The sequence below is a fragment of the Nitrospirillum iridis genome, assembly GCF_014205765.1.
Taxonomy (GTDB): domain Bacteria; phylum Pseudomonadota; class Alphaproteobacteria; order Azospirillales; family Azospirillaceae; genus Nitrospirillum; species Nitrospirillum iridis.
On the sequence record NZ_JACIIZ010000022.1, the window covers coordinates 76,226 to 93,466 of the forward strand.

Here is a 17,241-nt window from a genome sequence, read left to right on the forward strand (position 1 = left end):
ACCCATGGGGCTTTCGGAAACGGTGCCGACAGGAGGGGCGCCGGCGACGGCCGGCGCGGTCCTGGCCGTCGACCTGGATGCCGTCGTCGGCAATTGGCGCACCCTGCGCACGCATGCCCACCGCGCCGGCCCCACGGTGGAGTGCGGCGCGGTGGTCAAGGCCGACGGCTATGGCCTGGGGGCCGGGCCGGTGGCGCAGGCCCTGGCCCGGGCCGGATGCCGAACCTTCTTCGTCGCCGACCTGGAAGAAGCGGCCAGCCTGCGCGCCACGCTGCCGGAGGATGTCCGCGTTCTGCTGCTGCACGGGCCGGCCATGGGCGCGGAACGGGAATTGGCGGCCCACAATCTCACTCCGGTACTCAATACGCCGGACGACATCGCCCGCTGGCGCGCCACGGCCATGGCGCTGGGCCGCCCCCTGCCCGCGATGATCCACATCGACACCGGTATGAACCGGCTGGGCCTGACGGCAAGCGACGCCGACCGACTGGCCGATGATCCCGCCCTGCTGACAGGCCTGGAGCTTCAGGGCTGGATGAGCCATCTGGCCAGCGCGGACGTGGCCGGCGACGGCATGGCGACCGAGCAGGACAGCCGCTTCCGCGCCCACCTGGCCCGCCTGCCCAGGGCCCCGGCCAGCCTGGCCGCCTCCTCCGGCATTTTCCGCGAGGACAGGCTGTTGCATAATCTGGTGCGGCCGGGCGCGGCGCTGTACGGCGTCAATCCAACGCCGGAAGCGCCCAACCCCATGGCGCCGGTGGTCCGTCTGCTGGGCCGGGTGCTGCAGGTGCGCGAGGTGCCGGCCGGTGCGGCCGTGGGCTATGGCGCGACATACCGCACAGCGGCGCCCGCGCGGCTGGCCACCATCGCCGTGGGGTATGCCGACGGCTATTTCCGGGCCCTGGGATCGTCCGGCCATGTCACCATCGCCGGCGCCCGCGCCCCGGTGGTAGGCCGAATTTCCATGGATCTCCTGACCGTGGACGCGACGCGGGTGCCGGCCCAGGCCCTGGTTCCCGGTGTCTTCGCCGAACTCATCGGGCCCGACCGGCCGCTGGATGACGTGGCCGCCGACGCGGGTACTATCGCTTATGAAATCTTAACGGGGCTTGGCCGGAGGTTTTGCCGCGTGTATCAGGGGGCGTGACCTTGCGCGACGCCCCCGAGGCGGTCGCGCGGGGGGCGCAGGCGGTATCTAGTCCTTTGAATGGCTGAGGAGCGGAGCGGATGGGGTTCTTGAGCGGGATCGGCAGGGCCACCCTGGTGTTCCTGGCCGCCACGGGGCGGCTGGCCCTGTTTACGGCGCGCGCCCTGTCGCACTGCGTCCGTCCCCCCTTCTATCCCCGCCTGCTGGTCCAGCAGATGCGGGAGATAGGCTACAACAGCCTTCCGGTGGTGGGCCTGACGGCGCTGTTCACCGGCATGGTGCTGGCGCTGCAGAGCTATACCGGGTTCGCCCGCTTCAACGCGTCCAGCGCCATCGCCACCGTGGTGGTCCTGTCCATCACCCGCGAGCTGGGGCCGGTCATGGCCGGCCTGATGGTGGCGGGCCGCGTCGGCGCCGCCATGGCGGCCGAGATCGGCACCATGCGGGTGACGGAACAGGTGGACGCGCTCAGCACCCTGTCCACCAACCCTTATAAATACCTGGTGGCGCCGCGCATCCTGGCCGGCACCCTGATGCTGCCCTGCCTGGTGCTGGTGGCCGACATCATCGGCGTCTTCGGCGGCTATGTCGTCAGCGTCTACCGCCTGGGCTTCAATCCCACAGCATATCTCAGCAGCACGGTGCAGTACCTGGAGACCATCGACGTGGTCTCCGGCCTGGTGAAGGCGGCGGCCTTCGGCTTCATCATCTCGCTGATGGGCTGCTACAACGGCTACCATTCCAAGGGTGGCGCCCAGGGCGTGGGTGCGGCCACCACGCACGCCGTCGTCTCCGCCTCCACCATGATCCTGATGATCAACTATCTGCTGACGGGGCTGTTCTTCTCATGAGCACCGCGACCCCCAAGATCGAACTGAGCGGCGTCAAGAAGGCCTTCGGTGCGAAGAAGGTGCTGGACGGCGTGGACCTCAGCGTCGCCAAGGGCGAATCCTTCGTCATCATCGGCGGCTCGGGCACGGGCAAGTCGGTGATGCTGAAGTCCATCCTGGGCCTGCTGCATCCCGACGCGGGCACCATCAAGGTGGATGGGGAGGATACGACCCGTATCGGCGGCCGCGCGCGGGAGCGGGTGATGACCAAGTTCGGCATGCTGTTCCAGGGCGGCGCCCTGTTCGACAGCCTGCCCGTCTGGCAGAATGTCGCCTTCGGCCTGATCCAGGGCCAGGGGATGAAGCGATCCCAGGCGCGCGACATCGCCATCGAGAAGCTGGCCGCCGTGGGCCTGGGCGCCGACGTCGCCAACCTGTCACCGGCGGAGCTGTCGGGCGGCATGCAGAAGCGCGTGGGCCTGGCCCGCGCCATCGCCACCACGCCGGAAATCATCTTCTTCGACGAGCCGACGACGGGCCTGGACCCCATCATGGCCGACGTCATCAACGACCTGATCGTGAAGTGCGTGCGCGACCTGGGCGCCACCGCCCTGACCATCACCCACGACATGGCCAGCGCCCGCAAGATCTCCGACCGCATCGGCATGCTGTACCAGGGCAAGCTGATCTGGCAGGGCCCCACCAGCAGTATCGACAACAGCGGCAACCCTTACGTCGACCAGTTCATCCATGGCCGGGCCGAAGGGCCGATCCAGATGCAGGTGAAGCTGGCCTGAACGCCGTCGGCCTTTAGCCGAGGACGATTCCAGGGGGCCCTCAGGCGGCAACCCGTCCCCAGCCGGCCACCGCCATTTCCGCTGGCATCCCGCCCTCCGCGTCCGGGCATCCGATCCGTTGCCCCGACGCCCAGGCATAGGCGGCGCGCATATCGGAAAAGGCCCGCAAATCGTGCCCGGGAATGAACAGGCGGGAGAGGTTCAAGAGGAAGCGCACGCCGGTATTGTGGCTGACCACCGCCGCCCGTCCACCAGGCCGGCCGCGCATGGCCTTGGCCATGGCCACCCCCATGCGGCGGATGGCGTCCGGGCCGACGTTGCCCACGTGCAGGCGCAAATCCGTCACGCTGTTCCACGTCGCGATGTCCGAATTCATCGCCAAGGTTTCCTCAATGTAATCGGCGATGACGTCCCCGTTCACATCGTCCAGGATCAGAACACAGATCGTCCTGGATAAAGGAATTAATTTATGATGTATTTTATACATTTCCGCACTATCACCGCAAACGACGGTGACCGCAGGGATAACACGCTGAAAAATTCCGCGTCATGATCATTTCACTGATCACAATTTCAAAAACCCGACAACTTTCCCGCCAATGAACCTCCGGGAAGGCGACCGGATACTCCCGCGCGCCTTATCCTCCAGCTTTCTCGTATCGCTTGTTCAATCAACATCCCCTGCTTCATCCGGACGGATGGGGGTATAATCCGTACGATTGTACCGCCGCCCGCGTTTCACGGTGTAGACGACGCTGCGCAGGTTGGCGATGTCCAGCGTGGGATCCTTGGACACGAACACCAGGTTGGCCAGCTTGCCGGCCGCCACCGTGCCCATCCGCGCCTCCAGGTCCAGGGCACGGGCGCCCATTTGCGTGCCCGCTTGGATGGCGGCCAGCGGCGTGAAGCCGGCATCACGCACCAACAGTTCCAATTCCTCATGCAGAGCCGGGAAGCCATCGCCTGCCGGGGTCTCCCCATCCGTCCCGGCCGATACCGGGACGCCGGCGTCATGGGCCTGGCGTGTGATGCGGGCCGCCAGCTCCGCCGGGCAATAGGAACCGGGCGGATTGGACTTGCCGGCCCATCGTTTGTCGCCCTCGGCATAGACACGCACGGTGGCGTCCAACACCGTGCCGTGCCGCCTCATCGCGTTGAACAGCTCGGCCATCAGGGGATCGGGATTGGCGATGCGGGCCGATTCCACCGGGGCCCGGTCGTGGTACTGGGTCGGCTTCTCCGGCAGTGCCTGGTAGGCCAGCAGGCAGGCATGGGACAACACATCGACCCCGGCCTCGATCTCCTCAGCCGGCGTGGCGGGGAAGACCATGGCGTGGGCCCAGACGCGAAAGCCCTGGGCGTGCGCCTCGGCCGTGATGGCGGCGACCAGCGCCGCCGGCAGATTGGCGTAGATCTTGATGGCGCTGGCACCGGTGCCGCGCGCCAGCGCCACCGCCACCTTCAAGTCGGTGGCGGGGGTGATGGCCTGCATCCACGGCACCTGGCCCGGCGTCGCGCCCCGGGCGGACGCCGCTGTGCGCGGATCCTTGAAGAAGCTCGGCCCGGCCATCAGCGCGGCATAGTAAACGTCCGGCGCCGGGATCTCCCCCAGCAGGGCGGACCGCGACAGGTCAGCCAGCGCCCTCGTGTCACCCGCCATGTCACGCTCCGCCGTCACCCCGCTGAACACGGCGCGGCGCAGCAAAGCCTCCTCCGCTTTGCGGTTGGGCACGGTCGCCAGGTGGACATGGGTGTCGATCAGGCCGGGCAGGACATACAGGCCGGCGGCGTCCACCACGGTGGCGGCCCTGGCCAGGTCGGCGGGCACCTGGGCCACTGGCGCCACCAGGGCGATGACCTGGCCCTTGGTGACCACCGCCATGCCGGGCCTGGGCGCCGCCCCCGTCCCGTCAACCAGGGTGGCGCCCTGATAGATCACCACCGGTTCGGGCGCCGTCTCCTGGGCCCTGACCCGCTCACCCGTCCAGAGGACCAGGAGGGATGGCAGCATCAGGGCACAACGACGCAGGATGGTGAGGGGCATCACGGAACACATCCAGGAAAATCAGATCAGCGAAAACTGTGGGTGCCAGCCCGCCCGCTGTCAATTCGGCGCCGCCGGCGCTGCCCCTCAATTCCATTTCCACGGCAAACCACCCCCAACACCATTCTGTCGTGCCCCCCTTGCACTTCGGCCCCTAAATCTAGTGGCTGTATAACCGGCGCCGGGGTGGCGGTCGGGTCACCCAAGCTGTTATGATGCGCCCTCGCTAAACATCCCGTCAGGAAGCCCCTCCCCGTGGCCCGAAACACCAACCGCTATGTCTGCCAAAGCTGCGGCACCTCCCATCCCAAATGGGGTGGCCGCTGCGAGGGGTGTGGCGCCTGGAACACCCTGATGGAGGAAGCGGCCCCCGAGGCGGCGCCCAAGGGCCTGGGCAACAAGGTGCAGGGCCGCCGGCTGGAATTCGTCGAGCTGTCGGGCGTGTCGGAGCAGTCGCCCCGCCGCATGACCCACATCCAGGAGTTCGACCGGGTCTGCGGCGGCGGCCTGGTGCACGGGTCCGCCTTGCTGGTGGGCGGCGATCCCGGCATCGGCAAGTCCACCCTGCTGCTGCAGGTCATCTGCCGCCTGGCCCAGGGCACGTCCTGCGCCTACATTTCCGGCGAAGAGGCGGTGGACCAGGTGCGCATGCGGGCATTGCGTTTAGGCCTGGCGGCGGCGCCGGTTAACCTGGCAGCGGCCACCAACGTGCGTGACATCGTGGCATCGTTGGACGCGGCGGACGGCCCACGCGTGGCGGTGATCGACAGTATCCAGACCATGTATGTCGACACGCTGGACAGCGCGCCGGGCACCGTGGCCCAGGTCCGCGCCTCCGCCTCGGAGCTGATCCGCGTGGCCAAGCGCCGGGGCATCACCCTGCTGATCGTGGGCCACGTGACCAAGGACGGCCAGATCGCCGGCCCCCGCGTGCTGGAGCACATGGTGGACACGGTGCTTTATTTCGAGGGCGAGCGTGGGCACCAGTTCCGCATCCTGCGGGCGGTGAAGAACCGCTTTGGCGCCACCGACGAGATCGGCGTGTTCGAGATGGCGGAGGATGGCCTGCGCGAGGTGGCCAACCCGTCGGAGATTTTCCTGGCGGAACGGCGGGGCGATGTCACCGGCACCGCCGTCTTCGCCGGCATGGAAGGCACGCGCCCGGTGCTGATGGAGGTTCAGGCCCTGGTCGCCCCCTCCCCCCTGGGCACGCCGCGCCGCGCCGTGGTGGGTTGGGACACGGCGCGCCTGGCCATGGTCATGGCGGTGCTGGAGGCGCGCTGCGGCCTCGCCATCGGGGCCAATGACGTGTATCTGAACGTCGCCGGCGGCCTGAAGGTCACGGAACCGGCGGCGGATCTGGCGGTGGCCGCCGCGCTGGTCTCCTCCCTGACGGGGGAACCGGTGCCGGCCGACGCGGTGGTATATGGGGAGATTGGGTTGTCGGGGGAAATCCGGGCGGTCAGCCAGGCGGAGACGCGGCTGAAGGAAGCGGCCAAGCTGGGCTTCGGCACGGCGCTGGTGCCCAGCCGGCGCAAGGGTGGCAGCGGCGAGGACGCGCTGCGGCGCATCGAGTTGCAGCACCTGTCGGACCTGCTGCCCCTGTTCCAGGCAGCACCCTCGCAGAAGAATCCGCCCCCCGGCAACGTACCGCCCAAGAACACGCCCAGGGCCGTCTCCGGCGGGCGGGGTTAAGGCATCATGGATATCAACGGACTGAACCCGCTGGACATCGCCGTCGTCATCATCGTCGTCCTGTCGGCCCTGCTGGCCTTCGCCCGCGGTTTCGTGCGCGAGGTGCTGTCGATCGGCGCCTGGGTTGGGGCGGCCTTGGTGACACTGTATGCCTTCCCCCTGGTCAAGCCCTTCGTGCGCGCCCATATCGAACGACAGATGATTGCCGACGGTGTCGCCATCATCGCCCTGTTCGTGGCGGCGCTGCTGGTGTTCCAGATGGTCTGCCACACGCTGGCCGGCCGGGTCAGCGACAGCGCCCTGTCGGCCATCGACCGGTCGCTGGGCTTCGGATTCGGGGTGGTGCGCGGCGCCGTGCTGGTCAGCCTGGGCTATATGCTGATGGGCTACATCTGGCCGGACAACAAGCCCGACTGGCTGCGCGACGCGCGCACCCGGCCGGCGCTGGAGGCCGGGGCGGATATGTTGCGCACGCTGGCGCCATCCGACCTGCGCCACGAGGGTGAAGGACGTATCGATGCCGCCCGGATGGAAGCCGAGCGGGCCCTGGCCGCCAAGCAGGACTTGGAACGGCTTCAAACCCCGGCGATCACCCCTGCGGTGAACGCGGGTGCGAAGCCCGGTGAACAGGGCTATAACGACCGCGAACGCACGGGGCTTGATCAGTTGATCGAGAATTCCGTCGATAAGAGGAAGCCGGAGTAAGCCGGCGGCCTCGAAGCAGGACCGCAACGTACCAACCTCGCGCGAAAGGCGCCCGGTGACCGCTCATGCTGACCACGAACCCCTTCGACGACGACAAGTTGCGTGAGGAATGCGGCGTCTTTGGCATTCTGGGCGCCACCGACGCGGCAGCCCTGGTGGCGCTGGGCCTGCATGCGCTGCAACACCGCGGCCAGGAATCGGCCGGCATCGTCGCATTCGACGGGGAGCATTTCGGGGTTCACCGCGCCCTGGGCCAGGTCGGCGACAATTTCAGCTCCGAAGCCGTCATGCGGCCTCTGAAGGGTAACGCCGCCATCGGCCACGTGCGCTACGCCACCACCGGCGACACGGCACTGCGCAACGTGCAGCCCCTGTTCGCCGATTTTGAGTTTGGCGGATTCGGCCTGGCGCACAACGGCAACCTGACCAACGCCATGTCGTTGCGCCGTCAGCTGGTGCGCCGCGGCTGCCTGTTCCAATCCACCACCGATACCGAGGTCATCGTCCATCTGATGGCGACTGCCCGTGGCGGCAGCGTCATCGACCGCATGGTGGAAGCGCTGCGCCAGGTCGAGGGCGCCTATTCCCTGGTCGCCATGGCCAAGGACCAGATCATCGGCGTGCGTGACCCGCGCGGCGTGCGGCCGCTGGTGCTGGGCATGCTGGGGGACGCGCCCGTGCTGGCGTCGGAGACCTGCGCCCTGGACATCATCGGCGCCGACTTCGTGCGTGATATCGAGCCGGGCGAAATGGTCGTCCTGACGGCCTCGGGCGTGCAGAGCCTGCGCCCCTTCCAACCGGAAAAAAGCCGCTTCTGCATCTTTGAGTACATCTACTTCGCGCGACCCGACAGCCTGGTGGAAGGTTCCAGCGTCTACAAGGTGCGCAAGGCGATCGGCGCGCACCTGGCCCAGGAAAGCCACGTCGACGCCGACGTGATCATCCCGGTGCCGGATAGCGGCGTGCCGGCCGCCATCGGCTATGCCGAGGAAAGCCAGATTCCGTTCGAGCTGGGCATCATCCGCAACCACTATGTCGGCCGCACCTTCATCCAGCCGACGGACAAGATCCGTCACCTGGGCGTGAAGCTGAAGCACAACGCCAACCGGCACTACATCCAGGGCAAGCGCGTCATCCTGGTGGACGACAGCATCGTGCGCGGCACCACGTCGGTGAAGATCGTGGAGATGATGCGGGCCGCCGGCGCCAAGGAGGTGCACATGCGCATCTCCAGCCCGCCCACCCGGCATTCCTGCTTCTATGGCATCGACACGCCCGAGAAGGAGAAGCTGCTGGCCCATAAGCTGTCGGTGGAAGAGATGAACCGCTACATCGGTTCGGACAGCCTGGCTTTCATTTCCAATGACGGCCTGTACAAGGCGCTGGGCCACGCTGGCCGTGACGCGGGCGGCCCGCAATATTGCGACGCCTGCTTCACCGGCGACTATCCCATCCCGCTGACCGACTACGAAGGCACGCCCGGGGGCGAGGTCGCCTTCCTGGCCGAGCGTCGGGCCTGATCGTCACGCACCAGGCTTTGCCGGGGCGGGCTCCCCCCGGGCTGAGTACCTTGCGACAAAACGCCCCCGGAAGCGCCCCTTCCGGGGGCGTTTCGATTCCCCCACAGCCATGGCGCTCGCCAGGCCCCGCGGGCCCTGACCGCCCTATTTTCGGGGCTCCAAGCCGGCGCCCGCGTCAGCCTCCGCGAGATGCCAATCCAGAGATTCCATGCCCGGCGGCAACACGTCATGCCCCGATGCCCAAGCAAAACCCTGTCGCATATCGGTGAAATGTCGCAGATCATATCTCTGGATATAGACACGAGCCAAGCTGACCAGAAACCTCTGTCCCGCGTTATAGCTTACGATGGAGACGCGAGCGCCATCCTTATCTGGCGGCCATCTAGGCTGCGTCACAACGCCCCTATTATTTATTAAATTTGCCATCCTCCCCAAGGAAGAGTGATGGATATCACCAATAAATGATCGAAGATCAACCACACAATTCCATGATCGATCAACCTCGGATCTGCGCATGATTTTTGCGATGTGCTCCGTTATTTCAACACCATCTATATCACCACTATAGATGATGCAAATTAGCCGCAGATCAGGAAAAAGGCGGTAATCAGCCCTATGCATAGACGCCATCCTGCCTCAATAGGCATGGGCTCCGACCCACTGTCTTAAAGCAGATTGGACGTTGCGATCAGGTCCAGGAGCCTTATTCTATCTAGTCTTAATGAAACTTTTACCTGAACGGATGTACCACTCAGGGGAAACATTATGTGTACCTGAATTTTGGGGGACTACCGGCCTGCTTCATCCGATACGAGAGCCTGAACGCAGCCGCGCCACAGCCGTGACCGCCCGCGGACTATCCCAGGCGGCTCCTAGCCTGTCCGCCAAGCCTAGGCCCCGTTCCCGCGGAACGTTTCAATCCCCCATCGCGGCAGTGCCTTGGGCGACATCCCCATGCCGCCCCGGACACCGGCGGCCCTGCGTGGCCCCATGACATCAGGAGTGGTCAAGGAGTGTTTCGACTGAACGCGAAATTGAAGATGGCACGTTTTTTCGTGCCGATGAAGCACAAAATTTCGTGCCATCCCCTTTCCTGTGCCCGCACGCCACCGTCCCCCCTCGCCCGCCCGGGGCTTGGCGTTCCCACCATCCTTCGCCCGCAAGGGCTGAGCGGGGCGTCATGACGAGACTGAAGGATAGGCTACGCCAAGTCCGGGAACATTTGGGGGAAACGCAGAAAAGCATGTCCGCCCGGTTCTCCCTGGGAGTGAACACCTGGCAAGGTTATGAGCGCCTGGGCAAGTTACCCAAAGGCGAGACCTTGGCCCAATTGCTGGAACTGGACATTTCGGTGGACTGGCTGCTAACGGGTCACGGCAACATGCACCTGACGGGCAATCGCCGGGGACTGGATGCGGCGCTGCTGGGCCATATCATCGACGGCGTCCTGGCATTGCACGTCCCGGACGGCCTGCGGCCCATGCCCTCAGAACAGGGCCAACTGATCAGCCGCATCTATGACCGGCTGGTCGCCATCCCGGACGAACGGGAAAGGCGCGGCGCTCTTCGCTACGCGCTGGAGCAGACGCGGGAAGACCTGTTCGGGCCGGTACCGGGAGCGGCCCCTTAAGCGCGTCAGGTCGGCGCCGGCTTCACGGCCACGATGGGCGGTAGAGTGGTCACGCCCAGGCCCAGGGCGCGCAGCGCTGCGTCATCCCGTGGTTTCGCGGCCCCCCCCGCCTGGCGCAGGGCTTCCAGGTCTATCCCCGTTGTCCGCCGCACCCGATCAACCACCGACGGGGGAGCGTCCGGGCCAGCGGCAAAATCGAAGACGGCCTCCGGCGTCACCAGGCGTTTGGGTGCTGCCGCCAGCCACCAGACACAGGGGCCGGCACAGGGGCCGTCGACAATGACGGTCATACCGCGGTCGACGATGGTCTGGACCAGTTCCGCGGCCGCCTGCGGGTCGCTGCCGCCCCGCGACCACACCACCAGCGTCTGGGCGTCCACGGTGTTGATGCGGGCCAAGGCGTCCTTGATCATGGCCGGCTTGGCGTCACCATGGGCGCAGATCAGCTTTTCACCCCCCACACCCACGCCCGAGCCATGCGCATTGGGCCGGTGGCCGTAACTCCAGCAATTCAGCACCTGCTGAATGATGGGGTCGGTGTCGGCCGGGCGAGCCGGCGGCAGGAAATCGGCGCGGGCCGGCGGGCCGCCGGCGGCCAGCGCCAACAGAACGCCCAGAGCCAAGGCTATACGGGACAGAGAAGCCATCGTGCGCGGTCCAGACAGGGATAGGGCAAACGGAACTGACCTTATATGGGGCGAAGCCCCGGTATTCCAACGGAAAGCCCCTTGCCTGGCTGTCGATCGCTCCGCCAGCGATATCCGTATCAGGCGCCGGTTTCCGCCAGCGTGGGCCCCTGCTGCACCACCACCGAGCCCTTGCGCCCCAGGGCCTTGGCCAGACCGTCCAGGCGGCGCTGAACGGCATCACCATCCAGCATGGCGGCATCCCGAGGCAGCATCAGGGTCAGCGTGTCCGCCGTCAGGCGCAAGGCCGTGCGCTGCAACAGCGTGGCGGCGCCCCCGGTCAGGGTATGGGCCAGACGCAACGCCAAACCCACGATGAGCGCCCGGCTCAGCTGCGCTTCCGACAACAGGGTGCGGGTCAGCCCCAGGGGTTGCCCCTCCGTCGTTCCGGAATACCGGACGAAGGAGGCCAGCGCCAGGAAAGCGCGCTCGGCATGGTCGGCGCCGGCGAAGGGCATGCGCAGCACCCGCAGGTAGGCATGCTCCGCCCGGTAATCGGGATGTTCCGACCAGCCCAGGTCGGACAGCAGGCAGGCGGCGGTGCGCAGCCGGCCGGCGGACTCGTCCTCACCGGCGAACAAGGGGGCCGTCCATTGCGTCAGGGTGGCGGCCTCGCCAAAACGGCCCAGGCGTTCGGCCACCTGCGTGCAGCTGTCGATCAGCGGATCGCGCCGGCGCTCCTCCGCCGACAACTGGTCGAACAGGAAGCCTTCGCGCAAACCATAGGCGGAGAAGACGACGTTGGAGGGTTGCACCGTGCGCAGCAGGCGCTCCATCACCAGCGCCGCCATGGGCAACGTCTCCAATCGGCGACGGGAGACGCCCGGCATCTTTTCCAGCGACGCCCGGCTCTGCCGCCCGACCAGCCCGGCGAAATCAGCCATCATCCGGGCATCGACCACGTAATGGTGGATGATGTGCAGCGGATGCCCGGTCTGCTCCATATGCATCTTGGCCAGGGCGCGCCAGCCACCGCCCACCGGGTGGAACTCCCGCCCCCGGCCATCCAATGCCCAGGGCAGCTTGGCGAGTTGCGTGTCGATCAGCTTGGTGGCCGAGCCTGGCTTGCCGTCCACCGCCTCGATCAGGCGCAACGGCCCCAGCGGCAGCGTGGCCTGGCGGCCAATGGCGCCCTTGTCCAGGGTGACCAGTTCCAGGCTGCCGCCGCCCAAATCCCCCATCAGGCCGTCAGCGCCGGGAGTGCCCGACAGCACGCCCATGGCGGACAGCCGCGCCTCCTCCTCCCCCGCCAGCACGGTGACGGGGATGCCGGTCAACGCCTCGACATCCGCCACGAACTTGGCGCCGTCCTTGGCGTCGCGCACGGCGGCGGTGGCCAGGATGTCCACCCGGCCCACCTGCATGCCCTCGATCAGGCGGCGGAAGCGCGCCAAGTTGGACAACGCCAGCTTGACGCCATCGGGATGCAGCTTGCCCGTCTTTTCCACCGACCGGCCCAGGCCGCACATGATCTTCTCGTTGAAGATGGCGATGGGCGACCGCTCCAGGCGATCATAGACCACCACCCGCATGGAGTTGGAACCGATGTCGATGACCGCCAGGCGATCAGTGCCGGCATGGCGGTCCGGGGCGGGTCGGTCAAACTTTACGGGCATGGGATTCCGGAACGGGCTGGAACAAGGCGGTTAGTCGGCGCGCTTGGCCGCCTTCGCGGCCTGCTTCAGCAACAGCTTGGCCGGACCCTTGGGGTCCGTGACCGCGCTGCTGCCCCGCCCCGACAAGCTGGGGTTGGTCATGAAGAACGTATGGGCGTTGAAGGCGCCCAGCGGTGCTTCGACACGATGATACTCGCCATCAGGGCCCAGCCGCCAGCTTTGCGCCTCATCCTTCAGGTTGGCGACCATGATCTGGTCCATCACCTGCCGATGGCAGGAGGCGGTCTCGATGGGCACCAGCGTCTCGATACGACGATCGAGGTTGCGCGGCATCCAGTCGGCGGAGGAGATGAAGACCTTGGCCCCCGGGTGCGGCAGGCCGACACCGTTGCCGAAGCAGATGATGCGGCCATGCTCCAGGAAACGGCCGACGATGCTTTTCACCCGGATGTTTTCCGAGAGCCCCTTGACCCCCGGCCGTAGGCAGCAGATGCCACGGATGACCATGTCGATACGGACGCCCTGCTGCGAGGCCTCATACAGCTTGTCGATGATCCGGGCGTCGACCAGGGAGTTCAGCTTCACCCAGATCTGGGCCGGCCGGCCGGCATGGGCATGGGCGATTTCCGCGTCGATCAGACTGACCAGCCGATCCCGCAAGCCGATGGGGGCGATCGCGATCTTTTCCAGCGCCTTGGGCGTGGCGTAGCCCGTCATGTAGTTGAACATGTGGGCGGCGTCATGGACCAGCGCCGGATCGCAGGTGAAGAAGCTGAGGTCGGTGTAGACCTTCGCGGTGATGGGATGATAGTTGCCGGTGCCGAAATGAACATAGGACCGCAGCCCCTTCTGTTCCCGCCGCACCACCAGCGACACCTTGGCATGGGTCTTGAGGTCGACGAAGCCGTAGACCACCTGCACGCCGGCGCGTTCCAGGTCCCGGGCCCAGCGGATGTTGGCCTCTTCATCGAAGCGGGCCTTCAGCTCCACCATCGCCGTCACGCTTTTGCCCGCCTCCGCCGCCTCGATCAGGGCGGCGACGATGGGGGAGTTCTTTGAGGTGCGGTAGAGCGTCTGCTTGATGGCCAGCACCGCCGGGTCCAACGCCGCCTGGCGCAGGAACTGAACCACCACATCGAAGCTTTCGAAGGGATGGTGGACGATGATGTCCTTGTGCCGGATGGCGGCGAAGCAGTCGCCGCCGAAGTCGCGGATACGCTCCGGGAAACGGGCGTTGTAGGGCTGGAACAGCAGGTCGGGCCGCTCATCGATGATCAGCTGCTTGACCTCCGACAGGCCTATCAGGCCGTCCAGGACGAAGACGTCGTCGGTGGGCACGTGCAGTTGGCCGGCCAGGAAATCGCGCAGTTCGCGCGACATGCCGGCATTGACGCACAGCTGGATGACGCTGCCGCGACGGCGGCGCTTCAGCGCCGATTCGAACGTGCGGACCAGATCTTCCGACTCTTCCTCGATTTCGATGTCGCTGTCACGCAGCACCCGGAAAAAGCCGTGCCCCTTCAAAGTGAAGGGGGGGAACAGCCGGTCGATGAACAACAGCACCAGCTCTTCCAGCAGGACGAAGCGGACGTCGTTGCCCGGCAGGCGCACGAAGCGGTCCAGCTGCGCCGGCAACAGCACCAGGGCGTCCAGGTGGATGTTGCGTTCCGGATCGAACAGTTGGACGGCCAGCGAGTAGCCGGAATTGGCGATGAAGGGGAAGGGATGCGCGGGATCCACGGCGATGGGCGTCAGCACCGGGAAGATGTCGTCCAGGAATTTCGCTTCCAGCCAGTCGGTCTCCGACGGCGTCAGTTCCTCCGGATCGATGGCGGCGATACCGGCCTTGGCCAAATCGGCGCGCATCATCAGCCAGCAGGCCTGCTGCTCGCGCATCAACTCGGCGGCGCGGGCGTTGATGGCGGCCAGCTGCTGCGCCGGCGTCAGGTTGTCGTCGGAGGGCGTGGCCACGCCGGCGGTCACCTGCGCCTTCAGCGCGGCGACGCGGACGGTGTAAAACTCATCCAGGTTGCTGGCGGAAATGGACAGGAAGCGCAGGCGCTCCAGCAACGGATGCTGGCCGTTGTACGCCTCTTCCAGGACGCGCTGGTTGAAGGCCAGCCACGACAGTTCGCGGTTGATGAACCGGTCCGCCGACGTCATATCGATGGGGGCGGCCTCAATTTCGCGGGCCGGGGCTTCCAACGCGGTGGACATAGTCGCCTCATTCGCAGCGTTCGTATCGGGTCGTTCATTATAGACCGCCAACATTACCGTTTCAGGTTCCAGAACCTTCGATCCCGCTGTTTTTGTCTCCACACCCGTCATGTCCGGGCCCGCCTCGCCGACAGCGGGCGCGGGCATCCGGTCCACCCCTGAGGATGTCTCGTGAAAACCCTGTTCCTGCTTCGGCATATGAAATCCTCCTGGGACAACGATTCCGTCCCTGATCATGAGCGTCCCCTTTCGGCACGGGGGGAACGCGCGGCTGCGACCATGGCCGAGTATTTGAGGCGCCGCAAGGGTGGAACACCCCAGCCCGATCTCATCCTCTGCTCCACCGCCGCACGCACGCGCGCCACGCTGGCGGGCCTGCTGCCGCTGTGGCGCGAGCCTCCACGGATGATCGTGGATCGCGTCTTTTACATGGCATCGGCACCCGTGCTGGCCGAAAGGCTGCGGGCCCTGCCCGACGCGATGTCGACCGTCCTGCTGATCGGCCACAATCCCGGGCTGGAGGACCTGGCGCTGGATCTGGCCAGCCCGGAGGTGACATCCCTTCGCACCCGCATCATGGAAAAATACCCCACCGGCGCCCTCGCCCGGCTGGAATTCGCCACCGACCGCTGGGCCGATGTGGGTGCAGGCAAGGGGCATCTGGCGGAGTTCGTCGTTCCCCGCGACCTGCCGGCGGCATGACAGCCCGACCGGCCAAGGCACGATGCGGAAAGGTTGTATAATTCATCCAATCAAGCAGCGCCCATAAAGAAAAAAAGCACGCTTCACGCAAACTGGCGGCTCCATCAAAAAAATAACTACAGCCAGCTGTGTCAATGACATAACCCGGTAGGTCCGCCCCCTTCACCAGCTTTATGAGCGAAACCGATTTCAGTTTTTGCCACCGCTTAAAGGTTGCACATCGACTGTGCAGGCCGGTGCCTTAGATTTGGCCAGATCCATACTTTCGGTTGGGGTCGCCCCTGCGGTCGAAGCCGGCGTGCAGGGTGAAACATCCTTATATCTTAACCGTTTATTAATCTCCGCCTTAACCTTTCGGATAGCGGCACGCCTTTTGCGATAGCGTAACATTGCGAGGCGCTTTGCTGCGCCGCACAAAAGCTAATCAAGAGAGTGGGGAGCCGATGGACAACAGCCTGATCGACCTGACGAAGAACGTTCTGGACGTTGCCAGCCAGAAGGTTTCGGTGATCGAGGATATCAACCGCACCACCAAGATGTTGGCCTTCAACGCCCTGATCGAAGCCGGCCGCGCCGGCGACGCCGGCCGAGGCTTCGCCGTGGTGGCCAACGAGGTCAATTCGATCTCGCAACGGGTCAGCGTCGTGGCCGGCGAGCTGCGCAGCGAGATCGGCCAGCTTGTCGACCGGATGACGACGGTGGGCGAGGATCTGATGACCCGCTTCCGCGGCCAGCGTCTGGCCGACCTGGCCCTGAACAGCATCGACATCATCGACCGCAATCTGTACGAGCGATCGTGCGACGTGCGGTGGTGGGCCACTGACAGCGCTGTCGTCACCAGCCTGCAGGCGCCATCGCACGAGGCGACCCGCCACGCCAGCGAACGCCTGAACGTCATCCTGCAAAGCTACACCGTCTATCTCGACCTCTGGGTGGCCGACCGCAATGGCCGGGTCATCGCCACCGGCCGGCCCGACCGCTTCCCCCACGCCATCGGCACCAACGTGGCCAACGAAGGGTGGTTCATCGACGCCCTGCGCACCCGTGACGGCGGCGACTTCGCGGTGGAGGACATCACCCCCAACCCGGTGTTGGAGAACCGCACCGTCGCGACATACTCCACCGCCGTCCGCCGCGACGGCACCCAGGACGGCGAGGTGCTGGGCGCCTTGGGCATCTTCTTCGACTGGGCGCCCCAGGCACGCGCGGTGGTAACCGGTGTCCGGCTGGAGACGTCGGAACGGACCAACACCCGCTGCCTGCTGTTGGATGCCACCGGCCGCATCATCGCCGCCAGCGACGGCCGGGGCGAATTGACGGAGAGCTTCCATCTGGTGACCCAGGGCCAACCCATGGGCCACTACATGGACCGCCACGGCCGCCTGATCGGCTTCGCCCGCACGCCGGGATATGAAACCTATCGCGGCCTGGGCTGGTACGGCGTGCTGGTGCACAATCCGCCAGGGCAGAGCTGACGCGGGCTTATAGCCCGCCAAGAAAAAGGGGCCGCGCCCTAACCGGGCCGGCCCCTTTCTTCTGCCTTCTTTCCGCGTCAGCTTAGAGCATCGAGCCTTTAATTGGACGCATATCCTGCGGCCTTGAGGTAGTTCCAGCATTCGTCGGGGTCGTAGAGGTCGCAAATGTTTCCGATG

General features: G+C 66.0%; 14 protein-coding genes. 9 read left to right on the top strand and 5 right to left on the bottom strand.

Annotated features, from left to right (window positions below):
• Window positions 1–4: 4 nt before the first annotated feature.
• The 3 genes from alr to FHS74_RS27700 all read left to right on the top strand — a co-directional run bounded on the left by alr (window position 5) and on the right by FHS74_RS27700 (window position 2,774).
• Window positions 5–1,147, top strand: a complete 1,143-nt coding sequence (alr, locus tag FHS74_RS27690; RefSeq protein ID WP_184807503.1) for an alanine racemase — start codon at window positions 5–7, stop codon at window positions 1,145–1,147.
• Between the two features lie 80 nt (window positions 1,148–1,227).
• A complete protein-coding gene (locus FHS74_RS27695; protein ID WP_184807504.1) occupies window positions 1,228–1,998 on the top strand; it encodes an MlaE family ABC transporter permease in 771 nt (256 codons plus the stop codon).
• A complete protein-coding gene (locus FHS74_RS27700) occupies window positions 1,995–2,774 on the top strand; it encodes an ABC transporter ATP-binding protein (RefSeq protein WP_184807505.1) in 780 nt (259 codons plus the stop codon). Before FHS74_RS27695 ends, FHS74_RS27700 begins: the two co-directional genes overlap by 4 nt.
• A 40-nt stretch (window positions 2,775–2,814) precedes the next feature.
• Here the strand turns inward: FHS74_RS27700 and FHS74_RS27705 are convergent, their stop codons facing one another.
• Together FHS74_RS27705 and FHS74_RS27710 are read right to left on the bottom strand one after the other, a co-directional pair.
• The gene (locus tag FHS74_RS27705) at window positions 2,815–3,150 is read right to left on the bottom strand and encodes a hypothetical protein (RefSeq protein ID WP_184807506.1); all 336 of its coding nucleotides are present in this window, start codon (window positions 3,148–3,150) and stop codon (window positions 2,815–2,817) included.
• 291 nt (window positions 3,151–3,441) lie between these two features.
• Complete coding sequence (locus FHS74_RS27710; RefSeq protein WP_211106594.1) at window positions 3,442–4,818, bottom strand: amidohydrolase family protein; 1,377 nt, start codon at window positions 4,816–4,818, stop codon at window positions 3,442–3,444.
• Between the two features lie 255 nt (window positions 4,819–5,073).
• Here FHS74_RS27710 and radA point away from each other — a divergent pair, with 255 nt between their 5' ends.
• The 4 genes from radA to FHS74_RS27730 all read left to right on the top strand — a co-directional run bounded on the left by radA (window position 5,074) and on the right by FHS74_RS27730 (window position 10,368).
• Window positions 5,074–6,513, top strand: coding sequence for a DNA repair protein RadA (gene radA, locus FHS74_RS27715; RefSeq protein WP_184807507.1), 1,440 nt, complete (start codon window positions 5,074–5,076; stop codon window positions 6,511–6,513).
• A gap of 6 nt (window positions 6,514–6,519) precedes the next feature.
• Window positions 6,520–7,218 (top strand): CvpA family protein, encoded by a 699-nt coding sequence (locus FHS74_RS27720; protein WP_184807508.1) that lies wholly within the window; start codon window positions 6,520–6,522, stop codon window positions 7,216–7,218.
• A gap of 65 nt (window positions 7,219–7,283) precedes the next feature.
• Entirely contained in the window at window positions 7,284–8,738 is a 1,455-nt protein-coding gene (gene purF / locus FHS74_RS27725; RefSeq protein ID WP_184807509.1) for an amidophosphoribosyltransferase, read from the top strand.
• A 1,180-nt stretch (window positions 8,739–9,918) separates the two neighbouring features.
• Entirely contained in the window at window positions 9,919–10,368 is a 450-nt protein-coding gene (locus tag FHS74_RS27730; RefSeq protein ID WP_184807510.1) for a helix-turn-helix domain-containing protein, read from the top strand.
• A gap of 5 nt (window positions 10,369–10,373) precedes the next feature.
• Here FHS74_RS27730 and FHS74_RS27735 read toward each other — a convergent pair whose 3' ends face one another.
• The 3 genes from FHS74_RS27735 to FHS74_RS27745 form a co-directional block, all read right to left on the bottom strand.
• Entirely contained in the window at window positions 10,374–11,015 is a 642-nt protein-coding gene (locus FHS74_RS27735) for a hypothetical protein (RefSeq protein WP_184807511.1), read from the bottom strand.
• A gap of 119 nt (window positions 11,016–11,134) precedes the next feature.
• Window positions 11,135–12,670, bottom strand: coding sequence for a Ppx/GppA family phosphatase (locus FHS74_RS27740; RefSeq protein ID WP_184807512.1), 1,536 nt, complete (start codon window positions 12,668–12,670; stop codon window positions 11,135–11,137).
• A gap of 30 nt (window positions 12,671–12,700) precedes the next feature.
• Complete coding sequence (locus tag FHS74_RS27745; protein ID WP_184807513.1) at window positions 12,701–14,887, bottom strand: RNA degradosome polyphosphate kinase; 2,187 nt, start codon at window positions 14,885–14,887, stop codon at window positions 12,701–12,703.
• Between the two features lie 171 nt (window positions 14,888–15,058).
• Between FHS74_RS27745 and FHS74_RS27750 the strand changes: the two genes are divergently transcribed.
• Window positions 15,059–15,589, top strand: a complete 531-nt coding sequence (locus FHS74_RS27750; RefSeq protein ID WP_184807514.1) for a histidine phosphatase family protein — start codon at window positions 15,059–15,061, stop codon at window positions 15,587–15,589.
• A gap of 443 nt (window positions 15,590–16,032) precedes the next feature.
• Window positions 16,033–17,064, top strand: a complete 1,032-nt coding sequence (locus FHS74_RS27755) for a methyl-accepting chemotaxis protein (protein WP_184807515.1) — start codon at window positions 16,033–16,035, stop codon at window positions 17,062–17,064.
• The last annotated feature ends 177 nt before the right edge of the window (window positions 17,065–17,241 follow it).

Excerpts from the sequence above, each read along its gene's own strand:
- alr (WP_184807503.1), top strand. The coding sequence starts at position 5 with ATGGGGCTTTCGGAAACGGTGCCGACAGGAGGGGCGCCGGCGACGGCC.
- FHS74_RS27695 (WP_184807504.1), top strand. The coding sequence starts at position 1,228 with ATGGGGTTCTTGAGCGGGATCGGCAGGGCCACCCTGGTGTTCCTGGCC.
- FHS74_RS27700 (WP_184807505.1), top strand. The coding sequence starts at position 1,995 with ATGAGCACCGCGACCCCCAAGATCGAACTGAGCGGCGTCAAGAAGGCC.
- FHS74_RS27705 (WP_184807506.1), bottom strand. The coding sequence starts at position 3,150 with ATGAATTCGGACATCGCGACGTGGAACAGCGTGACGGATTTGCGCCTG.
- FHS74_RS27710 (WP_211106594.1), bottom strand. The coding sequence starts at position 4,818 with ATGCCCCTCACCATCCTGCGTCGTTGTGCCCTGATGCTGCCATCCCTC.
- FHS74_RS27720 (WP_184807508.1), top strand. The coding sequence starts at position 6,520 with ATGGATATCAACGGACTGAACCCGCTGGACATCGCCGTCGTCATCATC.
- purF (WP_184807509.1), top strand. The coding sequence starts at position 7,284 with ATGCTGACCACGAACCCCTTCGACGACGACAAGTTGCGTGAGGAATGC.
- FHS74_RS27730 (WP_184807510.1), top strand. The coding sequence starts at position 9,919 with ATGACGAGACTGAAGGATAGGCTACGCCAAGTCCGGGAACATTTGGGG.
- FHS74_RS27735 (WP_184807511.1), bottom strand. The coding sequence starts at position 11,015 with ATGGCTTCTCTGTCCCGTATAGCCTTGGCTCTGGGCGTTCTGTTGGCG.
- FHS74_RS27740 (WP_184807512.1), bottom strand. The coding sequence starts at position 12,670 with ATGCCCGTAAAGTTTGACCGACCCGCCCCGGACCGCCATGCCGGCACT.
- FHS74_RS27745 (WP_184807513.1), bottom strand. The coding sequence starts at position 14,887 with ATGTCCACCGCGTTGGAAGCCCCGGCCCGCGAAATTGAGGCCGCCCCC.
- FHS74_RS27755 (WP_184807515.1), top strand. The coding sequence starts at position 16,033 with ATGGACAACAGCCTGATCGACCTGACGAAGAACGTTCTGGACGTTGCC.